The following is a 20,283-nucleotide window of genomic DNA, read 5'->3' on the forward strand; positions in this document are numbered from 1 at the left end:
ACATTATAATATTTTGTGTGTAATATTGGCAGTGATTTATGCCGACTCCTGCAAGAATAGCACTAACCGAAGACTACAGGCTAAGGCTGTGCCCGTGGAAAGTGTGCATAAAAAAACTGCCAACAAAGTCGGAGACTTTGTTGACAGTCTGAAACGGGAGTGGGACAGAAAGCAAATTTTCTAATAAAGATTTCGTAGTCCCACCCCGACAAGGATGACTAGAGTTGAATGGTTTACCTGAGCTGAAGCTCATGTATAAGTCTCACTAACATAATGAATTAAGTAGTGAGACTTTACATTTTCTTATATTGACTCAGGTTTTAACGTTTCAAACGTTAATCCATCATCAGTTAAATCAATATCAATAGTAGTACCTTCTGGTAAATTTTCTTTAATCATTTTACGCGCAAGTGGTGTTTCGATTTGTCTTTGAACAAAACGTTTTAATGGTCTAGCACCAAATTGAGGTTCGTATGCTTCTTCGCCTAACCAAGCTTTAGCTTGATCAGATACATTGATAGAAATACGTTGGCCCATTAATCTGATATTTAATTCTGTTAAAATTTTATCGACGATATGGCTCATATCATTGATTGTTAATGGTTTGAAGAGCACGATATCATCCATACGGTTGATAATTTCTGGTTTGAAGTATTGATTTAAACTTGTCATAACTGCTTTTTCAGTTTCTTCTGTAATGATACCAGCATCTTTCACATTTTCTAATAATATTTGTGAACCAATATTACTTGTCATAATAATGATCGTATTTTTAAAGTCTACTTCTCTACCTTTTGAGTCTGTTAAACGACCTTCTTCTAAGATTTGAAGCAACACATTGAATACATCGGAATGTGCTTTTTCAATTTCATCTAACAGAATGACAGAATATGGATTTCTGCGAACCGCTTCCGTCAATTGACCACCCTCATCATGACCAACATAGCCTGGAGGTGCACCGATTAAACGAGAGACGGAATGTTTCTCCATGTATTCACTCATGTCTATACGAATCATGTGTTTCTCTGAATCGAATAGAGTAGATGCTAATGATTTGGCTAATTCTGTTTTACCTACACCAGTAGGACCTAAGAATAAGAAACTACCAATTGGTCTATTAGGATCTTTGATACCCGCACGAGCTCTTACAACAGCATCTGATACTAAATCAACAGCTTTATCTTGTCCAACCACACGTTCATGCAAGATATCTGAAAGATTTAATAATTTTTCTCTTTCTGTTTCTACCAATTTAGACACTGGAATTCCTGTCCATGAACTTACGATGTCACCAATTTCCTCATCAGAAACAATTTCACGGATAATACGGTCATTGTCTCCATTTTGTTCATTTTGGAATGCATCTTCGAGTTCACGTAGTTCTTTTTCTAATTCAGGAATTTTACCATGTTGCAATTCTGCTGCTCTTTCCAAATTATAATTATTCTCTGCATCTTCAAGTGCTTTTCTACTTTCATCTAACTCAGTACGTTTCTCTTGAAGTTTAGCGATTTTTTCTTTTTCCGCTTCTACACGTGATTGAATTGCACTTTGTTTCTCTTTCTCATTTGATAATTCTTGTTGTAATTCTTGCAGACGTTGTTTACTAGCGTTATCAGATTCATTTTTCAATGCGCTTTCTTCAATTTCTAACTGCATAACTCGGCGATTCACTTGATCTAATTCAGTTGGGTTAGAGCCCATTTCTGTTCGAATCGTTGCACAAGCTTGGTCGACAAGATCAATCGCTTTATCTGGTAAAAAACGATCGGTGATATAACGATCAGATAATTCAGCTGCAGCTACGAGTGCTTTATCCTGAATACGTACACCATGATATACTTCATAACGTTCTTTGAGTCCACGTAAAATTGAAATCGTATCTTCAACATCTGGCTCAGATACATTAACTTTTTGGAAACGACGCTCTAATGCAGAGTCTTTTTCAATATATTCTCTGTATTCATTTAATGTTGTCGCACCAATACAGTGTAATTCACCACGTGCAAGCATAGGTTTCAACATATTGCCAGCATCCATCGCACCTTCAGTTTTACCTGCGCCCACAAGCATGTGAATTTCATCTATAAATAAAATAATTCTACCGTCTGAATCTTTCACTTCTTTAAGCACGGCTTTTAAACGTTCTTCAAATTCGCCTCGATATTTCGCACCTGCTACAAGTGCACTTAAGTCTAATTCGAAAATTGTTTTATCTAGTAATGATTCTGGTACGTCTTTACGAACAATACGTTGTGCAAGCCCTTCAACGATAGCAGTCTTACCTACACCAGGTTCACCAATTAACACAGGGTTATTTTTTGTTTTTCTACTCAAAATTCTCACTGTATTTCTTATTTCTTCATCGCGCCCGATTACAGGATCCATGTTTCCTTGACGGACTTCTTCAACTAAATCTCTACCATATTTTTCTAATGCTTCATAATTTGCTTCTGGATTTTGTGTCGTCACATGATTTCCTCCTCTTATTTTTTTAATGATTTCTATAATAATCTCTTTTTTGTTATCAACATACTGTTGTGTAATATCGTCTATATCCATGGCAGCCAAGATAATATGTTCCATTGAAACATATTCATCTTCATAGTTTTTCATATACTGTTCTGCTTTATTAAATAATTCATTTGCTTTTTGACTTATATATTGTCCATATTGAACGTTATCACCTTGTACCGTTGGATAACTCTTCAATTTCTTTTCATACGCTTGATTTAATGAAGTTGTATCAATATTCGCTCTTTCTAACACACTTTTGAATAAACTTTCATTTTCTTCAAATGCTGCTTTTAATATAGCTTCAATTTCAATATTTTGATTTTCATTTACTTTTGCAAGTTCAACGGCTTTTTGTAACGCACTTTGAACTGCATAGGTCATTTGATTAATATCCAAAATGATTCACCTCACCATTTAGTCTTTGATCAAAATAAAGTTAGTTTGACTTTGACTTTCTTTGACCTTAATTTAATTATAGTCCTTTGTACCCGAATTTTCAACAGATATGATTATAGTTTTTCAATTAAATTTATACTATTAAAAGCCTTTTCCAATCCTACTTTCCCCATTTTTCTATAATTTCAAACGGCTAACATGAAAAAGCCCAACCTAGGACTGGTCTGTCCTAAATTAGGCTTATCTTCATGGATTAATTCATTAGTATTAAATTATGACTTATCTTTTTTGGGCGCAATATGTTTTATAATTTCATCGCTCAATGCACGCACACCCGATGGTTCTAAATGAATGCCATCTGGTGCAAAATATTCACTGTGACCTTCTGAACGTTTATACCAATCTACTAATGTAACATTGTCATGTTTCTTAGCTGCGTCTGCCATAAGCTGATTCACGTGATTTTCATAACTTCTAGGTACGCGCGTATTTACAAGATAAATATTTGCCTTACCAAATTTACCAATTAATTCATCTAATTGTGCTTCTGAAAAATCACCGTTCGTACCTAGTTCTAAAATGACTTGACTTGATTTATTGTTGTACTGTTTATATTTTTGATCAACTAATGGTGCAGCTTCATATAAATTGCGTCCTACTTTACCATCTATATCGGCATTAGGTACTTGTTCTTTAAAGGTTTCACCGATATCCACCATGACAGAATCACCAATAAGTAAAGGCTTAAGATCTGTATAGACTTCCTCTTTCTTATCTTTTTTAAAGTCAGACTTACCTAAGAAATTGACATTATCCACAGGAATAGGACGTACGAGATATTTATCAATTTCATCAGTATTATAGGACGATTGCTGATCCGTTTGATTTTTACCAAATTTATCAAAAGCACCGGCAAATATAAATAATGTTGGAATGGCAATCAATATTAGAATAACTGTTCTTATAAAAGGTGTTGTCTTGAACCGATTTAAGCTGAACGCCTTAAATCCTTGTTTTCTAAACGGTGTTTCTATATATCTATATGATAATTCAGAGCATATTAATGTTAAAAAAATGTCAATTACATATACGTATACCGGTAATTGTCCATCCACAAAGTAGGAATGAATAAAGCTAATAACTGGAAAATGCCATAAATACAAACTATAGGAGCGTTTTCCTATATATATAAATAATGGATTACCGAGTATTTTAGCAAAATAGCCTGACGGATGTACTGCACTCATGATGACAAATAATGTCATACCGGAAATAAGATAAAAGCCACCATTATATATCCAATCACTATTATCGTCGACTTTAATGAACAGTAAGAATAATACAATAAGCCCTATTAAACCTGTACCATCTATAATTGTTCTTAATGCTTTGTTTGGATTTTTCTTCAATTTAAAAGGTGGCCATATAAATGCAAGGATGACACCTAGTAACATTGTTTGAAGTCTTGTATCTGTTCCAAAATACACACGAGAATGGTGCATATGTGGTTGTGCAATGAAAATCATAATTGCCAATGATAGCAGCGAAATAATCCAAAAAATGAGTGTTATGTTGCGATATTTTTTTACTGTTAATAATAAAGCTACTATTACTATAGGAAAGAATATGTAAAATTGTTCTTCTATGGCTAATGACCACAAATGTTTTAATGGCATAAATGCAAATTGTTCAAAATAATTAACATCTGTAGCTATATACCACCAGTTAGACACATAGAATATCGCTGCAAATGCATCTTGCTTAATACTCACAATCAGCTCTGGTTTAAAAATGAGCGTTGCCAACGTTACTGTAAAAACTAATACAAACACTGCGGGTATTAAACGCTTAAATCGACGTAGCCAAAATGCCTTCAAATCAATGGCACCATTGGATTCAAACTCGTATAACAATAAACTCGTTATTAAATAACCAGAAATCACAAAAAATGTGTCTACACCAAGAAAGCCACCAGATAACCACTGTTTGTTTAAGTGGTAAATAATGATACCGATGACCGCGATGGCTCTAAGTCCATCCAAACCAGGCATGTAACGTGGCCGATACTTTAATTGATGTGTCTTATTTAATTTACTATTCATTGATTATCATACTTTCATCCCCAATTAAATTGCTCACGCTTTAATGTTATATACCAAGCTATTGTAATGCTTTCGTAACAAAACTGCAATTATTTTAATGCTTTGCACTATAAATATTTTTATTATATTAATAGTCTAATTCAATAAAAATCATTTTATTCAATAAAAAACTAGTCTAATCTCTATTAAAGAAATCAGACTAGTATTTGTAATTATATAGGAAATAGATTAGCCGATGCCAAGTGCGATTTTCGCATAACGTGACATCATATCTTTACTCCATGGCGGACTCCAAACGATGTTTACTTCTGTATCAGAAATCTCTGGAATTTCCGCAAGTACCATTTTAACTTGGTTAACGATTTGAGGTCCCATAGGGCAACCCATTGATGTTAAAGTCATTTCTACTGTACATAGACCTTCATCATTAACGTCTACATTATATACTAAACCTAAATTGACAATATCTATGCCTAACTCAGGATCAATAACCATTTCTAATGCATTTAATATACTATCTTTTAATCCTTCATCCATTCAACTCACCTCTTCGAATTTAATGATACTAACAATATATCAAATATCTTACAAAACGCCAATAAAATGCTATGATATTCATACATCAATTATCAAACATTAAGGAGATTTAAATGAAACCTTATTTAATTTGTCTAGATTTAGACGGTACGCTATTAAACGATGATAAAGTCATAACACCATATACAAAACAAGTATTAACACGTTTACAACAACAAGGTCATAAACTTATGATTGCCACTGGCAGACCTTATAGAGCTAGCCAAATATATTATCATGAGCTAAATATGGATACGCCTGTTGTTAATTTTAACGGTGCCTATGTTCATCACCCCAAAGATGAGCACTTCGAATCCAAACATGAAGTTTTAGATTTAGATTTATCTAAAAGTATCTTACAATCGCTCAACGATCACGGCGTGTCTAATATTATAGCTGAAGTAAAAGATTATGTTTTCATTAATAATTTTGATCAAAAATTATTCGACGGCTTTTCCATGGGAAATCCTAAAGTAGAAACAGGCGACTTGTTAAACTCACTAACGGAATCACCGACCTCTATTTTAGTCGAAGCAGAAGACATTATGATTCCTAGAATTAAACAAATGCTCACTCGATTTTATGCTGAAAACATTGAACACCGTAGATGGGGTTCACCATTTCCAGTTATTGAAATTGTAAAACAAGGCATTAGCAAAGCACGTGGTATCGATTATGTGAAATCACATTTAAATATCGACAGAAATCACATTATTGCATTTGGTGATGAAGATAATGATTTGGAAATGATTAAATATGCGAAACATGGCATAGCAATGTCTAATGGCTTAGATGAATTGAAGCATGTCGCTAATCATGTCACTCACTCTAACAATGAAGATGGCATTGGCCGTTATTTAAATGATTATTTCCAATTAAATATACCGTATGAATCTACAATGTATTCCAATATTTAATAGTATATAAGGAGGGAATCTTATGCATAAAATCGTAGTAGTTGGTGCGGTTGCAGGTGGTGCAACTGTTGCCAGTCAAATTAGAAGATTAGATCAAGAAAGTGAAATTGTGGTTTTTGAAAAAGATCGTGACATGAGTTTTGCAAATTGTGCCTTACCATATTATTTAGGTAACGTCGTAGACTCACGTGACAAAGTTTTAGAAGCATCGCCCGAATCTTTCTATGAATCAAAACGCATCAATGTTAAGCCCTATCACGAAGTCATTGCTATCAATGATACGACAAATACTGTAAAAGTATATAATCGTTTACAAGATACAACATTTGAAGAATCATATGATACGTTGATATTAAGTCCAGGTTGTCGCGCTAATACCTTGAACCTTGATAGTCCTATTGCTTTCACCTTAAGAAACATGGAAGACACAGATGCGATTGAGACATTTATTGAAAAAAATAATGTTAAAACTGCACTTGTCATCGGAACTGGTTATATAGGACTTGAAATTCTTGATAATTTATATGAAAGAGGTATTACACCAACGCTCATCCATCGTTCAGAACATATCAATAAATTGATGGATCAAGATATGAATCAAGCTATTATTGACGAGATGGATCATCGCAACATTTCTTATCGTTTTAATGAACAAGTCGTCAAAGTAAATGGTAATGAGGTACACTTTGAATCTGGTAAAGTAGAAAGTTATGACTTAATCATCGAAGGTGTTGGAGTCAAACCAAACTCTGAATTTATTAAATCATCAAATATCAATTTAGACGACAAAGGCTACGTACCAGTAAATGCACAATTCCAAACCAACATCTCAAATATATATGCATTAGGAGATATCATTACATCTCACTACCGACATGTCGATTTACCTGCACATGTACCGTTAGCCTGGGGTGCACACCGTGGTGCTAGTATTATCGCAGAGCAATTAGCTGGAAACAAAGACGTTCACTTCAAAGGCTTCTTAGGTGCCAATATTGTAAAATTCTTTGACTATACTTTCGCAAGTGTTGGCATTGATCCTCAGGCACTGTCAAACTTTGATTATGACATGGTAGAATCCATACAAAGTACACATGCAGGCTATTATCCAGGAAATAGTAAACTACATCTGCGTGTTTATTTTGACAAATCAAATAGACGCATCATTCGAGCTGCTGCAGTAGGCAAGAAAGGTGTCGATAAACGTATTGATGTACTTTCAATGGCAATGATGAACAAACTAACTATAGATGATCTCGTTGAATTCGAGGTCGCATATGCACCACCTTATAGTAGTCCAAAAGATATTATCAATATGATTGGCTATAAAGCACGAAATAAATAAAATCACATTACCTTTACTGTGCACAATTCAAAAGGCAGGAACATGATTGTCCATGTTCCTGCCTTTTTCATATTAAATATATTACGATTTATAATCCAAACATTTGCGTGATTGGACCCATAGGCAAGATAATACCAATAATCATTGTTAAAATAATAACTACGATTGTTGTCCACATCAAACCATGACTCGGTTGCCCTTTTTTACGCTTCGCAATTGAAACTTCCATTAACGCAATCACAGCAACGCCACAAATCATTTTCAATGTTAATAACATATGTCCACCAGCATCACCTGATGAAAATGCTTGAATCCAAACCCAAAAACCAGAAATTAAGACTAATAACATAAATAATCTTAATAACATATGAATCGGTTTAAAATAAGGTGTAGCACCTTGTTTTTCTGAAAAATTAAAATAAGCTGCAAAGAATAGGATAATTAATAAAACCCAACTTGCAATATGCATATGTAACACAGTATATAACCCCCACACTTTTTTATTTCTACTGCCTAATTGAACAAGAATCTAAGTTCCCAATTTTTGTCTCAGGCTAAGTCTCTCTCAATCATACTTAAAATACTGCTACATTTCAAAAAGAAAAACTATCAAAGAGTATAAAACAGAAATAAATTTTTAATATAAAGTATTCGTAGTCCCACTCTGGCAAGGATGACTAGGGTTGATAAGTGTACCTGAGCTCAAACTCAAGTATTAGTCTCACACCAGTGTCATCTAAACAAAACGCCCGTGACATATTGAAATGTCGCGGACGTCTTATCTATATTAATTATTTAGCAATAAAGTTTGTTAATGTACCGATATTATCGATTGTAACTTTAACTTCATCACCAGGTTGCAAGAATTTTGGTGGGTTCATACCTGCACCTACACCTGCTGGCGTACCTGTCGCAATGATGTCTCCTGGGTGTAATGCTACGAATTTTGAAATTTCTTCAATTAATTCATCAATTTTTAAAATCATTTGACTTGTGTTACCGTCTTGACGAATTTCATTGTTCACTTTCGTAACTATATTCACATCTTCAGGTGTTGGTAACTCATCTTTCGTAACGATATAAGGACCTACTGGACAACCGCCTGTTAAGCTCTTAGAAAGGAAGGCTTGATCTTGTGCGTTTTGAGCTTTGCGATCCGTGATATCGTTAATGATTGTATAGCCATATACATAATCTAGAGCAAGTGCTTTAGGTATCTTCTCACCGGACTTTCCGATTACGATACCAAGCTCACCTTCATAGTCTAATTGATCTGTAATATCTGTATGATTAGGAATTGTACTATTATCACCCGTTAATGACGAAGCCGCTTTTGTAAATACATATAAGCGCTGTACTTCGTGATTTAACTCATTGGCATGCGCTTGATAATTGCGGCCAAAAGCTATCACATTATTCGTCGGTGTTACAGGTGGTAAAAATTCAATATCGCTAAATTGAACTTTATATTCATCGCCTCTACCGCTATCTTCCGCAGCTACAACTGCTTTACGAACTTGTTCTTGAAAATCAACTGTTTGATTTTCTTGAAGTCCATTTAATAACGTTTTAGGGTGGAATTCACCTTCAGCAAAATCTGCAAATACTTTTTTCAAGTCCCATGCAGCTTCTTCACGTTTAACTTTCACACCATAAGATGTCTGTCCTTCATGTCTGAATGATAGAAATTTCATTCAATATCAGCTCCTCATCTATATCTTATTTCATATTATAACTATATTTACTACTAAATAACAAATAAATAACTAGTATATACAAAAAATTCTGACCATTTCATACTCAGCACTAATTTTAAATATTCAACTAAACAAATCTACTAATTAATAAGGACTATATGTCATTAGCCTTCTATAGACAGTTGTCCAAATTTGAAGAAATACAAATAACCTTTGACTTCAGTTTTTAAAATAGTCTCTAACGTATTACGATAATATTCCATTTGAACTTTATAGCGAGACCTTAGTTGTGCTCCAATCTCCTCATCACTCATGCTGCGACGTCTGTTAAATGCATCCGTCTTGTAGTCTACAAAGTAATATTGCCCATCTTTTACAAAAATAAGGTCAATCATCCCTTGAATAATAGATGTGTCCTCTAAATCTTCATCTTTGCGATCAACTTTCGCTTGATTCACAACGAATGGTAATTCGCGATAGATCGCATCACTTGTTGCAATCATTTGATATAAATCACTGTCAATAAATTGATAGATATCGTCAAATTGAATATCTGATTTCGCATCTTCCGGAATAATGTGTTTCTCAATGAGTTGGTCTACATGTGCCACAATATCTTGTTGTTTCAGCCCTTCCGCTTTAAATGGCAAATGTTGCATGACTGTATGCATGAGTGTTCCGACTTCATTGGCTTTTCTTTTTTTACTATGGCTTAAAAATGCTGGTCGTTCATACGAAGTCGTGCCTATACGATATTGTCGAACCCTATCATAATTTGTATCCGATTGTTCAGTTTCAAGTTGACGTTTTAATTCTGATACTGACTGTTTCGAAGGCTTTTCAATTGCATCTTGATATGGATATTCATAGCTTAATTGCTCATGGATTTGCGTTTTCAATGCATCATTTCCAGTATGCGTCTGTTGGATGTCATCAATAGTTCGTTGCTCATCTGATGACTCAACAATTTCTGATGCGATATCTTCATAAAAATCTATGTTTAATTGAACGTAAGGTTTCATTGCTTGTGGAATGTCGTCAATTGATGATTCAAACCGTAATGTATTTGGTAATGATGATGATTGATATTTGGCTAAAATAGGATAAATCATGTCTATTGGGCGTTGCGCCGTTAAACGATAACTTACTGGAAGATGTGTGTCGGATACAGAAACTTGTTCTAGTTGTGTAATTTCTTTTTCATCTTTTACACGACCAATCAAGAATAATTGCTCCTTCGCACGGGTTAATGCGACATAAATCAATCTCATTTCTTCAGAAATCATTTCTTTTTCTGCAATCGCCTTATAGGTTACTGATGATAATGAAGGGTATGATAGTTGACGCTCAATATCATAGTAAGTCATCCCTAGACCATAACTTTGATTTAATATGACAGGTTGACGTAGGTCATCTCTCCTAAATTTGCGTGATAATCCTGAATAAATAACAAATGGGAACTCTAATCCTTTACTACTATGAATGGTCATCATTCTCACAACATCGTCATTCGGTCCGACAATATTTTCTTCTCCAAAATCTTTACCACGCTCAATTAATTCATCTATAAATCGAATAAACTGATATAAGCCACGGAAACTGGAATTTTCGAATTCTACAGCTTTATTAAACAAACCGTATAAATTGGCACGACGACCTTTGCCACCGATAATGCCACTAAAATACTGAATTACATAATGATCATTATAGAATTTGTCTATTAATTGATATACAGGATGGCTCTGGCTATAGGCTTGATATTGCGCGATATCTTTTAGAAAGGCTTCTAGCTTTTCAACCAATGGCTGCTCTGCGTCATCATTTGCCATATAGTGTTTTACAGATTGATAAAAGTAATCATCGTTAGGGCTACTAACACGGATTTTAGATAATTCATCTTCCGTAAATTGATATATCACTGAACGCATTAACCCCACTAAATAAATATCTTGTAATGGATTATCTACTGTTCTTAAAAACGACAAGATCAATTGCACTTCCGTCTGTTCGAAGTACCCTTCCTTACTATTAACATGAAATGGAATATTGTGATCCTTAAACGCTTGTTGAATTTTTCGAGCTTGACCGTATGACCGTTCTAAAATCACAATATCTTTATAATTCGGTTTACGATATTGCTCAGTTTTCACATCATAAATTTCATGTTCACTCATAATTTTCTCTACTTGTTGAACAATATATTCCGCTTCTTGTTCTGAACCATTTAAGTCAGAACTTGCATCTTCAATAAGCATATTCATTTGTACATCATGTGGTCGATCATCAAATGGTGCACCATAGTACAACTGTGCCGCATCATCATAGACAATCTCGCCTACTGCTTCATCCATCATATGTTTGAACAGATAATTGGTCGTCGTTAAGACTTCTTCTCTAGATCTAAAATTCTGAGACAAATCAATACGCATGCCATTCTCTGAGCCGTCTAACGTAAAGCGCTGATATTTTCCAATAAATAAGCTCGGATCAGCCTGTCTAAATTTATATATAGATTGTTTCACATCACCAACCATAAATAAATTGCCGTCAGATTCACTGCCTCTCTTAATACATGAGATAATTTTTTCTTGAACACGGTTCGTATCTTGATATTCATCCACCAATATTTCTTCAAACTGATTCCGATACATGTCTGCAATTTCCGAAGGTTGTCCCGTCTCATCCATTAACACACGTAATGCAAAGTGTTCATAATCTGAGAAATCTAAGATATTGCGACTACGCTTTTTCTGATTAAATTGTTCAATCACATCTGACGTTATTCTTGCAAGATATGTAACTCTAGGTGCCAGGCGTTGCATATCTATCTTTAAATTTTCTGCACTGCGAGAGAAGTAATCTGCTTTCACCTTTTCAACTAGCGCTTTATATTGATCATAATATTTTTTCCCATCATCATACGCGTCTAACATCATTTCATTAGCTTCTTTGATTTTTTTATTTTTCGCTGGGAAACGTGCTTCAAACTGATGGTCTGCAATAGTCTGTGTATTGAGTATGCCACCTTCAAGTGCTTGTGCGATAAAACGGCGCTCTTTATCCAAGACTGCTACTTGCTTATCCACTTCTTCAAGCATCATGAATAAATCATAACTTTTATTTAAAGCCTCAAGTGCTGAATTCATAAATATCATGGCTAAATCATTCAGTAATTGTAAAAGTGATGCTTGTTGTGCTTCATCCTCATAGGGTTGCGCTAAATGTTGCAACCAATGTAATGGATCCGGGTTAGCGACACTGAAATAATACATTTGCTTAATTGTACTTCTTAGCAAGTCATCATTCCGATCAGATGAAAGTTGTTCCGTCAAATCTACAAAATGTGGATCCAAGATATCATAGTGTTGTTCTAACACCTCATCAATGGTTTGTTCTAGCAATAAGATATTCTCAGCTTCACTACTCGTTTTAAAATTTGGATCAATATCTAAGACATCATAATGCTGCTGTATTAGCTTCAAGCAAAAGCTATGTAGTGTCGAAATTTGCGCTTGATGAATTTTCACACGTTGGTTTTTCAAGTGAGCATTGTCAGGATGTTCGATAGATGCTTCTTGAATACGTTGATCAACACGATGTTTCATTTCTCGAGCACTTGCATTCGTAAATGTAACCACTAATAATTTATCTACATCTATTTCGTCTTTGATAATACGTTGAATGATACGCTCAACTAATACTGCCGTTTTACCAGAACCTGCCGCTGCTGCGACAAGTACGTCCTGCCCCTTAGCATAAATACTTCTCCATTGATTATCCGTCCAACGTGTATCAAGTGGTTTAACTGGGATTTCACTCATTATGTCTCATCCTCACTTTCCAACGTTACATCTTGAATCGCTTTGAGTGGATCAATAGATTCATCCACTGTACGATATCGTTTACTATCTACCATCCCATCCACATGACAGACTGATTTATAATTACAAAAATCACAAGGTAGCGTCTGATTATATTTCATAGGTGCAACTTCTGTATGACCATCCATAATATTAGATGCTGTTTCAATAAAATTCTGTTTGTTATGTTGTATTAGTTTATAAATAGTTTCCTCATCTGCAACTTTACTGTTACTTTTAATTTCACCATCTTTTTTTAATCCTAGTGGCACAATATCAGAATTATAACTTGGTTCTAATCTAGTATCAAAGGCATCTAACACCGTAGCATCACTGTTCAATAAACCACTCAGTTTAAATGATTGTATAAATTCAGAATCTCTATTTTCTTCGGTCAATTGGTTCCATGCCAGTTTAATTCGTGGTTCATGTACATGAAAATACAGCAGACCACCAGGTTTCGTCATATCCGTTAAGCCTAAACGTGCTTTATTTTGAAGTACAATATCCATATAGGTCATCATTTGCATCTGCATACCATAATACACTTTAGTTAAATCTAACGTCCCACTATGTCTAGACGATTTATAGTCAATGATATTCACAAAACTTTCATCGCCAAGTTGATATGTGTCTATACGGTCGATTTGTCCACGAATATTAATAGGTACACCTTGTGTCGTTTGTAGTGGTGCTGCGAGCAACTCATTTTGATCACGTGGCTTTCTTCTAAAAGCAGCCTCAAAACGTTGTGGTGTAAACTTAGAATGTGATCCTTGATATTTCAATGCGGTTAATGTCGTTTCTACGATTGCACCAATTCTTTGGGATAAATAGCGATAATAAGCGGTTGAATCTAATAGATTAAACTGCACTTCAGGCAATATTTCACTTAAAGCTTCTGTTGTTAATTTATGGATTTGCTTTGGATTTAAATTCTTGAAATCACCATTAACTTTTTCGGAAATAAATTTTAATACACGATGGAAAATATCGCCTAAATCAAAGTTTTCTAATTTGTATTTCGTACGTTCATTCAGTCTTAAACCATGTGAAGCAAAATGTTTGAATGGGCATGCCTGATAGCCTTCAAACCTCGATACACTTGCATTAATTGTCGAACCATATAAGTCCTTAGCTAATGTTTCACTTAATTGTACTGTTTGATTGTCATACGTGAGTGCCGATAATAAATAGTTAAGTCCTTTATTTAAATGCGTATCATCTCGCATCACTTGATAGGTATCCAACCATGTATCAGCCACGATTTCATCATCTAGCCATGCTTTTAACGATTCAAACAACGCAATCTTCGTTTGATGCGGATGCTCCATTAATTGTAATGGTTCTGCTTGGTGTAGATGTTGGATATTTTGAACTTCTAAATTCGTAAATAATGCTTCAATTTGATTCAAAAATGGACTAGGTTCCTTCACATCACCACTCGTGCCCATTAACGCATAAGAAAACGTGATATTGGCTCGACTACGCGTCATCGCTATATAACATACAAACGCTTCATCCATTTGTAATATGTCTGCAGTCGGACTTAATTCGATAGATGCATGTGTTTCAAAATATTTTTTCTCTTCATCAGTAATTAAACTTGATGCTGTTACAGTTTGCGGTAACACACCATCATTCATCCCTACTAAATAAACATGTTGTTTGTTATCCACCTTGGCCAAATCCATTGTTCCTATACTCACTTGGTCTAACGTTTGTGGAATCATGACAAACTCTAATTGCTCAAGTCCAATATCAAGTAATTCTAAAAAACGTTCCTTAGACATAGTTTGTTCTCCAAATACAGTGGCCACATCATCCAATGTCTGAATAAAACCATTCCATATTTGATCTATTTCTTCTGCTTCTCTGTGCTGGCCATTCACATCTAAGGTATCACGTTCAGTCATTAATTGACTCGGTAATTCAAAGGACTCCATTGCCTCATAAAATGCAGTCGAAAATTCAATTGCTGTTGTGGCATCATTCATACGAGATTCAAACAACATAATTTTATCTATAACATCTGTTTTCAATTGAATGACACGTTCAAATGTTTCCCGTTCCTCATCCGTCAGTGGTTGTCGTTTCAGTCCCATTTTTCTAAATTGTTCTATTTCAAAATATTTATGATCTAACCAGCGTTTTCCATATATGCCACGTTCTAAGACAAAGTTTTCTAAAATATCTATGAGATAATTACTATCTTTAAATTTTTTCGATAGCACGTTCGTTTTAAATAAACGCATTAACGGATCAAAATTCCAACCCGTTTGAATCACTTCAATGAGCGAACGAATCGTTTCCATAACAGGATGATGCGTCATCGATGCTTTCACGTCAATATAATACGGAATATCATATTGCGGTAAAATAGATTCCATTAAGTAAGCATATGCCTCATCACGATATAAAATTGCTATATCTTGAAAACGTCGTCCAAGTTCACGATTTTCTCTCAAAATACGACGTGCAACTTCATTGATTTCTTCACGCATACCTGATGCTTCAAGTATTTTGATATCGCCTTGTGCCGCAACAGGTTCAAATTGCAATGCATTAAAGTTGTGTTCTAGCTGTTTTAAGTCTGCATTTTCAAACCTTTGTACTTTGTCAAAGCGTTGAATATTTAATTCTACTTTCAATTCATGCGCGATACTTTCAATATGTGATAATGACTCAGATGGCTTTCTAAAAAGACTAAATAAATCTTTATCACCATCAGTGGTTAACACGATTGTAACTTTCTTGGCACATTGAACAAGACGCTGAATGATTTGATACTCTAGCGTTGAAAAGTTATGAAAGCCATCAATATAAATTTCAGCACGTTTGAGCCAGTCAGATTGATCCATCATCGAAATGAATCGTTGCAAACTATCTTCAGTAGAAACGTATTCTCCATTGATACGATCTTCTAAATGTTTATAAACGAGTGCGATATCTTGTAATTTGTGCTTCGTTCTAGTTTGTAATTCGTTTTCTGCAATATATGTCTCTAATTGTTCAGGTGATACTGCATATTTTTTAAAATCTTGTATTTGTTCATAAAGTTTTTCACTAAACCCATAATATTTCACTTGCGAACGGTAAAGTTTCAACTCAGTTTGATGCTGTTGTATGATGTCGTATATCATCATTTCAGTTCCTGATTTAGATAGCGGTTGTTCCATTAAACCGCCCACTTCTTGAAAGACACGATGACTTAAACGTTCAAAGTGTAATACCTCAGTTCTCAAACTACCATTTAAAGTTGCATCATTTACAAATGCTTGTTCTAATTGAAATGTATTCTGTGTAGGCGCAATTAAAACAATTGGATCACCTAATGGATTGTCACGCATCTTCTGTTTAATTTCTTCAATAATGGTTGTAGATTTACCAGTTCCCGCTCTGCCAATATAAGCATTTAATTCCATGATATACGCCAACTCCTTTGATTCACATTTTAACACATAACCTATCATGTTATGTCATTTCATGAAGTACTCCTTTCATGCTTCTATATACAACAAAAAAGACGAAACACTTATAGAAATAAGCATCTCGTCTCACATGTATTATATTTTATTTTTCATAATCAGTATCTGGATTAAAACCAAATTTCATTTCATTAAGTGGCCAGAAACTAAACGATACTTTACCGACAACTTGATCTTCGTCAATCAAACCAAATGAACGACTATCTTTACTAACTTCACGGTTATCACCTAACACAAGTAATTTACCTTTTGGAATTTTATTTTTACCATCAATTTGATTATGGTCTTTTGTTTTAAAACTTCCTGTAATGTAATTAACTTGCTTATGTTTTTCATTATAATCTAGATACGGTTCTTTAACTTTTTTACCGTTAACATATAATTGGTCATCTTTATATTCAATATTATCGCCTTCTGTACCAATGATACGTTTCACATAATCATTCTCTTTTGTAGCATGGAAGACAATGACATTTCCTTTTTCCAGTCCTTTAAATTTTTGACTGAATAAGTTTACAATTACGCGTTCTCCATCTTTTAATGTGGGATCCATGGAATCACCTTTAACTGTGTATGGTTTTGCTACAAAGTTGACAATGAGCGCTACCAATGCGACTGCAACAGCAATGGATATAATCCATTCGACTATTTCTTTTCTCAATTTTTACACCTCATCTATTTAGTTAAAATTCACTGTAAATGCTTTAAACGGATAATATCTCAAACTGACATCTCCAATAATATCTGCTTTATGTACAAAACCAAATGTCCTTGAATCTTGCTTATGACTACGTTGATCATTTAATACAAAATAAGCATTAGGTGGAATAATATCACCTTCAGAGTGTTTGATATCTCTTAATGACAAATCATCAATACCTTTATCGGCATATGTTTCTTTTACCAGTTTGTCATCTCTATATAACGCACCATTTTTAAATGCAATGGATTGACCTGGTTTGCCGATAATTCTGCTAAAATAAATTTTATTTCCGTTACGATACATAATCATATCATTATTATCTAACAAATCAAATGTTGTTTTAATTTTATTGATAATAATACGATCACCTGACTTTAAATTCGGACTCATATTTTGATCTTTAACAACTGATCCGGTTACTATGAATGCCTGAATCAACAGTACAATAATAATCGCTAATATCATCGAAATCAAATGTTTTAATATTTTTCGCAAGTTGTCACTCCTTTGACGTATGCATAAAATGTTGCTCTAGCTTTCTACCAATAATCCAAACGACAATAATTACAATTGCAACAGTCGCCAATCGCAGCGGACTTGAAAATAACGACGTAATATCTCTGCCCAACCAACCGATGAGTCCAATCATTATAAATTTGGACACAAGTAAGACAATTAAATATGCTCGCGCTTTAATATGCGACAAACTTGCAACGATATTTACCAATGCGCTCGGTGTAAACGGAAAACACATCAAGATAAATATAGGAATAACACCCTTGCGATCTATAAAATGAATTAACCGTTGAACTGCTTTCCGACGCTGTACCTTTTTCATATATTTTGTATGCGTAAATCTTCTAAAACATAAAAATACAATAAAACTTCCTGAGACCGTGCCTAACCACGCTAACAATGTACCTACGAACCAACCATATGCGTTGACGTTCACAATAACAAATACAATGATTGGTAAAACTGGAAGAAAAGCTTCAATAAAAGGTAATAAAAAAGCAACTATGTAACCCAAACTTCCAAACATTTCGACCCATTGCTGCACTTGTGTTTCTGTCATCGTACCAATCCTCACACTATCTATTCAATATAATTATAAGTGTAAAGTTGCTATTTTAAAACTATAAACTATTCGACACAATATAAATCAGTCCTAGGAATGAACTTTCATATTTTATATTGTACTGCATATGACATCATCGATTATTACTTTGTGCTCCATATCAGAAATAGAACAGATATAACCCGAGACATCCACATGTCCCGGGTTATATTTTTTAATATGAAACTGATTTTTCAGTTGGATTATAAACGTTTTTCTAGTGCTTCTTTTTTATCTTCAAAACCAGATTTACCTAATAATGCAAACATATTTTGTTTATATGCCTCTACACCTGGTTGGTTGAATGGATTGACACCTAATTGATAACCACTCATTGCACATGCTAATTCAAAGAAATAAACCACATAACCGAATGTTTCTTCATCAAGACGTGGGATGTTTAAGACGATATTTGGAACGCCACCATCCGTATGTGCTAATAATGTACCTTCGAATGCTTTCGTATTGACTTCATCGATTGTTTTACCAGCAAGATAGTTTAAACCGTCTAAGTTATCACTGTCTTCTTCAATCGTGATGTCATGTTTCGGATTATTGACTTTAACTACTGTTTCAAATAAGAAACGACGACCTTCTTGTACATATTGTCCAAGTGAATGTAAGTCAGTAGTGTAATTAGCGCTTGAAGGATAGATACCTTTATAATCTTTACCTTCTGATTCACCGAATAATTGTTTCCACCATTCGTTGAAATATTGCATAGATGGTTCGTAGTTAATTAACATTTCCGTATCATAGCCTTTTGCATAAAGTACATTACGGATTGTTGCATATTGATAAGCAATATTATCTTCTAAGTTTTCTGATGACAATTCTTCACGTGCTTTCGCTGCGCCCGCCATCATTGTTTGAATGTCTATACCGGCTACTGCAATTGGTAATAAACCAACAGCTGTTAATACAGAGTAACGACCGCCGATATCATCTGGTACAACAAATGTTTCATATCCTTCATTTGTTGCTAATTGTTTCAAAGCACCTTTTTCTTTATCAGTTGTTGCGAAGATACGCGCTTTCGCCTCTTCTTTACCGTATTTATTTTCTAAAAGTTGCTTGAACAATCTAAACGCAACAGCAGGTTCTGTAGTAGTACCTGATTTCGAAATAACATTGACTGAGAAATCTTTACCATCTAAATACTGTACTAATTCTTGTGTATAGCTTGAAGATAAATGATTTCCTACAAATACAATTTCAGGAAATTCATCGCTATTTCTGAATGATGATGTTAGCATCTCGATTGCAGCACGAGCGCCTAGATATGAACCACCAATACCAATAACTACGAAGACGTCTGAATTAGCTTTAACACGTTTCGAAGCTTCTAAAATACGTGAAAACTCTTCTTTATCATAATCAACAGGAAGATCAATCCAACCTAAGAAGTCACTCCCAGCACCTGTGCCTTCATGAATCGTTTTATGAATTGATTTAACGATATCTTTTTGTTGTTGTAATTCATGTTCGCCGAAAAATTCTAAAGTTTTGCCATAATCTAATTGAATATGAGTCATATTGAATTGCCTCCATTTTTTTATTTAATA

The 20,283-nt window shown here is 34.3% G+C and carries 13 protein-coding genes; 2 read left to right on the forward strand and 11 right to left on the reverse strand.

Annotation, left to right across the window (positions count from 1 at the left end):
• Positions 1-303: 303 nt before the first annotated feature.
• The 3 genes from clpB to ACSULM_RS04805 all read right to left on the reverse strand — a co-directional run bounded on the left by clpB (position 304) and on the right by ACSULM_RS04805 (position 5,552).
• On the reverse strand, positions 304-2,913 hold the full coding sequence (gene clpB, locus ACSULM_RS04795; protein WP_436860986.1) for an ATP-dependent chaperone ClpB: 2,610 nt from the start codon (positions 2,911-2,913) through the stop codon (positions 304-306).
• Positions 2,914-3,185: 272 nt separating this feature from the next.
• Positions 3,186-5,015 carry an acyltransferase family protein gene (locus tag ACSULM_RS04800; RefSeq protein ID WP_436860989.1) on the reverse strand — a complete coding sequence of 610 codons (1,830 nt, stop codon included), beginning with the start codon at positions 5,013-5,015 and terminating at the stop codon, positions 3,186-3,188.
• A 228-nt stretch (positions 5,016-5,243) separates the two neighbouring features.
• On the reverse strand, positions 5,244-5,552 hold the full coding sequence (locus ACSULM_RS04805) for a metal-sulfur cluster assembly factor (RefSeq protein WP_069994939.1): 309 nt from the start codon (positions 5,550-5,552) through the stop codon (positions 5,244-5,246).
• A gap of 113 nt (positions 5,553-5,665) precedes the next feature.
• Here ACSULM_RS04805 and ACSULM_RS04810 point away from each other — a divergent pair, with 113 nt between their 5' ends.
• Together ACSULM_RS04810 and ACSULM_RS04815 are read left to right on the forward strand one after the other, a co-directional pair.
• Positions 5,666-6,508 (forward strand): Cof-type HAD-IIB family hydrolase, encoded by an 843-nt coding sequence (locus ACSULM_RS04810; RefSeq protein ID WP_436860992.1) that lies wholly within the window; start codon positions 5,666-5,668, stop codon positions 6,506-6,508.
• 22 nt (positions 6,509-6,530) lie between these two features.
• On the forward strand, positions 6,531-7,853 hold the full coding sequence (locus ACSULM_RS04815; protein ID WP_436860994.1) for a CoA-disulfide reductase: 1,323 nt from the start codon (positions 6,531-6,533) through the stop codon (positions 7,851-7,853).
• Positions 7,854-7,941: 88 nt separating this feature from the next.
• On the opposite strand, the gene ACSULM_RS04820 is transcribed toward ACSULM_RS04815, so the two are convergent.
• The 8 genes from ACSULM_RS04820 to ACSULM_RS04855 all read right to left on the reverse strand — a co-directional run bounded on the left by ACSULM_RS04820 (position 7,942) and on the right by ACSULM_RS04855 (position 20,253).
• On the reverse strand, positions 7,942-8,331 hold the full coding sequence (locus ACSULM_RS04820) for a YisL family protein (RefSeq protein WP_436855286.1): 390 nt from the start codon (positions 8,329-8,331) through the stop codon (positions 7,942-7,944).
• Positions 8,332-8,644: 313 nt separating this feature from the next.
• Entirely contained in the window at positions 8,645-9,547 is a 903-nt protein-coding gene (locus ACSULM_RS04825; protein ID WP_436860995.1) for a fumarylacetoacetate hydrolase family protein, read from the reverse strand.
• A 167-nt stretch (positions 9,548-9,714) separates the two neighbouring features.
• Positions 9,715-13,374, reverse strand: a complete 3,660-nt coding sequence (gene addA, locus ACSULM_RS04830; protein WP_436861089.1) for a helicase-exonuclease AddAB subunit AddA — start codon at positions 13,372-13,374, stop codon at positions 9,715-9,717.
• Positions 13,371-16,835: a helicase-exonuclease AddAB subunit AddB gene (gene addB, locus ACSULM_RS04835; protein ID WP_436860998.1), complete on the reverse strand. Its 3,465-nt coding sequence runs from the start codon at positions 16,833-16,835 to the stop codon at positions 13,371-13,373. Before addB ends, addA begins: the two co-directional genes overlap by 4 nt.
• Before the next feature lie 148 nt (positions 16,836-16,983).
• Positions 16,984-17,559 (reverse strand): signal peptidase I, encoded by a 576-nt coding sequence (lepB, locus tag ACSULM_RS04840; protein WP_436861001.1) that lies wholly within the window; start codon positions 17,557-17,559, stop codon positions 16,984-16,986.
• Positions 17,560-17,577: 18 nt separating this feature from the next.
• A complete protein-coding gene (gene lepB / locus ACSULM_RS04845; protein ID WP_436861004.1) occupies positions 17,578-18,096 on the reverse strand; it encodes a signal peptidase I in 519 nt (172 codons plus the stop codon).
• Positions 18,097-18,100: 4 nt separating this feature from the next.
• Positions 18,101-18,676, reverse strand: coding sequence for a TVP38/TMEM64 family protein (locus ACSULM_RS04850; RefSeq protein WP_436861006.1), 576 nt, complete (start codon positions 18,674-18,676; stop codon positions 18,101-18,103).
• Between the two features lie 245 nt (positions 18,677-18,921).
• Entirely contained in the window at positions 18,922-20,253 is a 1,332-nt protein-coding gene (locus ACSULM_RS04855) for a glucose-6-phosphate isomerase (RefSeq protein ID WP_436861010.1), read from the reverse strand.
• Between the last annotated feature and the right edge of the window lie 30 nt (positions 20,254-20,283).

It is taken from the genome of Staphylococcus caeli, assembly GCF_051413795.1.
Taxonomy (GTDB): domain Bacteria; phylum Bacillota; class Bacilli; order Staphylococcales; family Staphylococcaceae; genus Staphylococcus; species Staphylococcus caeli_A.

Excerpts from the sequence above, each read along its gene's own strand:
- ACSULM_RS04800 (WP_436860989.1), bottom strand. The coding sequence starts at position 5,015 with ATGAATAGTAAATTAAATAAGACACATCAATTAAAGTATCGGCCACGT.
- ACSULM_RS04805 (WP_069994939.1), bottom strand. The coding sequence starts at position 5,552 with ATGGATGAAGGATTAAAAGATAGTATATTAAATGCATTAGAAATGGTT.
- ACSULM_RS04810 (WP_436860992.1), top strand. The coding sequence starts at position 5,666 with ATGAAACCTTATTTAATTTGTCTAGATTTAGACGGTACGCTATTAAAC.
- ACSULM_RS04815 (WP_436860994.1), top strand. The coding sequence starts at position 6,531 with ATGCATAAAATCGTAGTAGTTGGTGCGGTTGCAGGTGGTGCAACTGTT.
- ACSULM_RS04825 (WP_436860995.1), bottom strand. The coding sequence starts at position 9,547 with ATGAAATTTCTATCATTCAGACATGAAGGACAGACATCTTATGGTGTG.
- addB (WP_436860998.1), bottom strand. The coding sequence starts at position 16,835 with ATGGAATTAAATGCTTATATTGGCAGAGCGGGAACTGGTAAATCTACA.
- ACSULM_RS04850 (WP_436861006.1), bottom strand. The coding sequence starts at position 18,676 with ATGACAGAAACACAAGTGCAGCAATGGGTCGAAATGTTTGGAAGTTTG.
- ACSULM_RS04855 (WP_436861010.1), bottom strand. The coding sequence starts at position 20,253 with ATGACTCATATTCAATTAGATTATGGCAAAACTTTAGAATTTTTCGGC.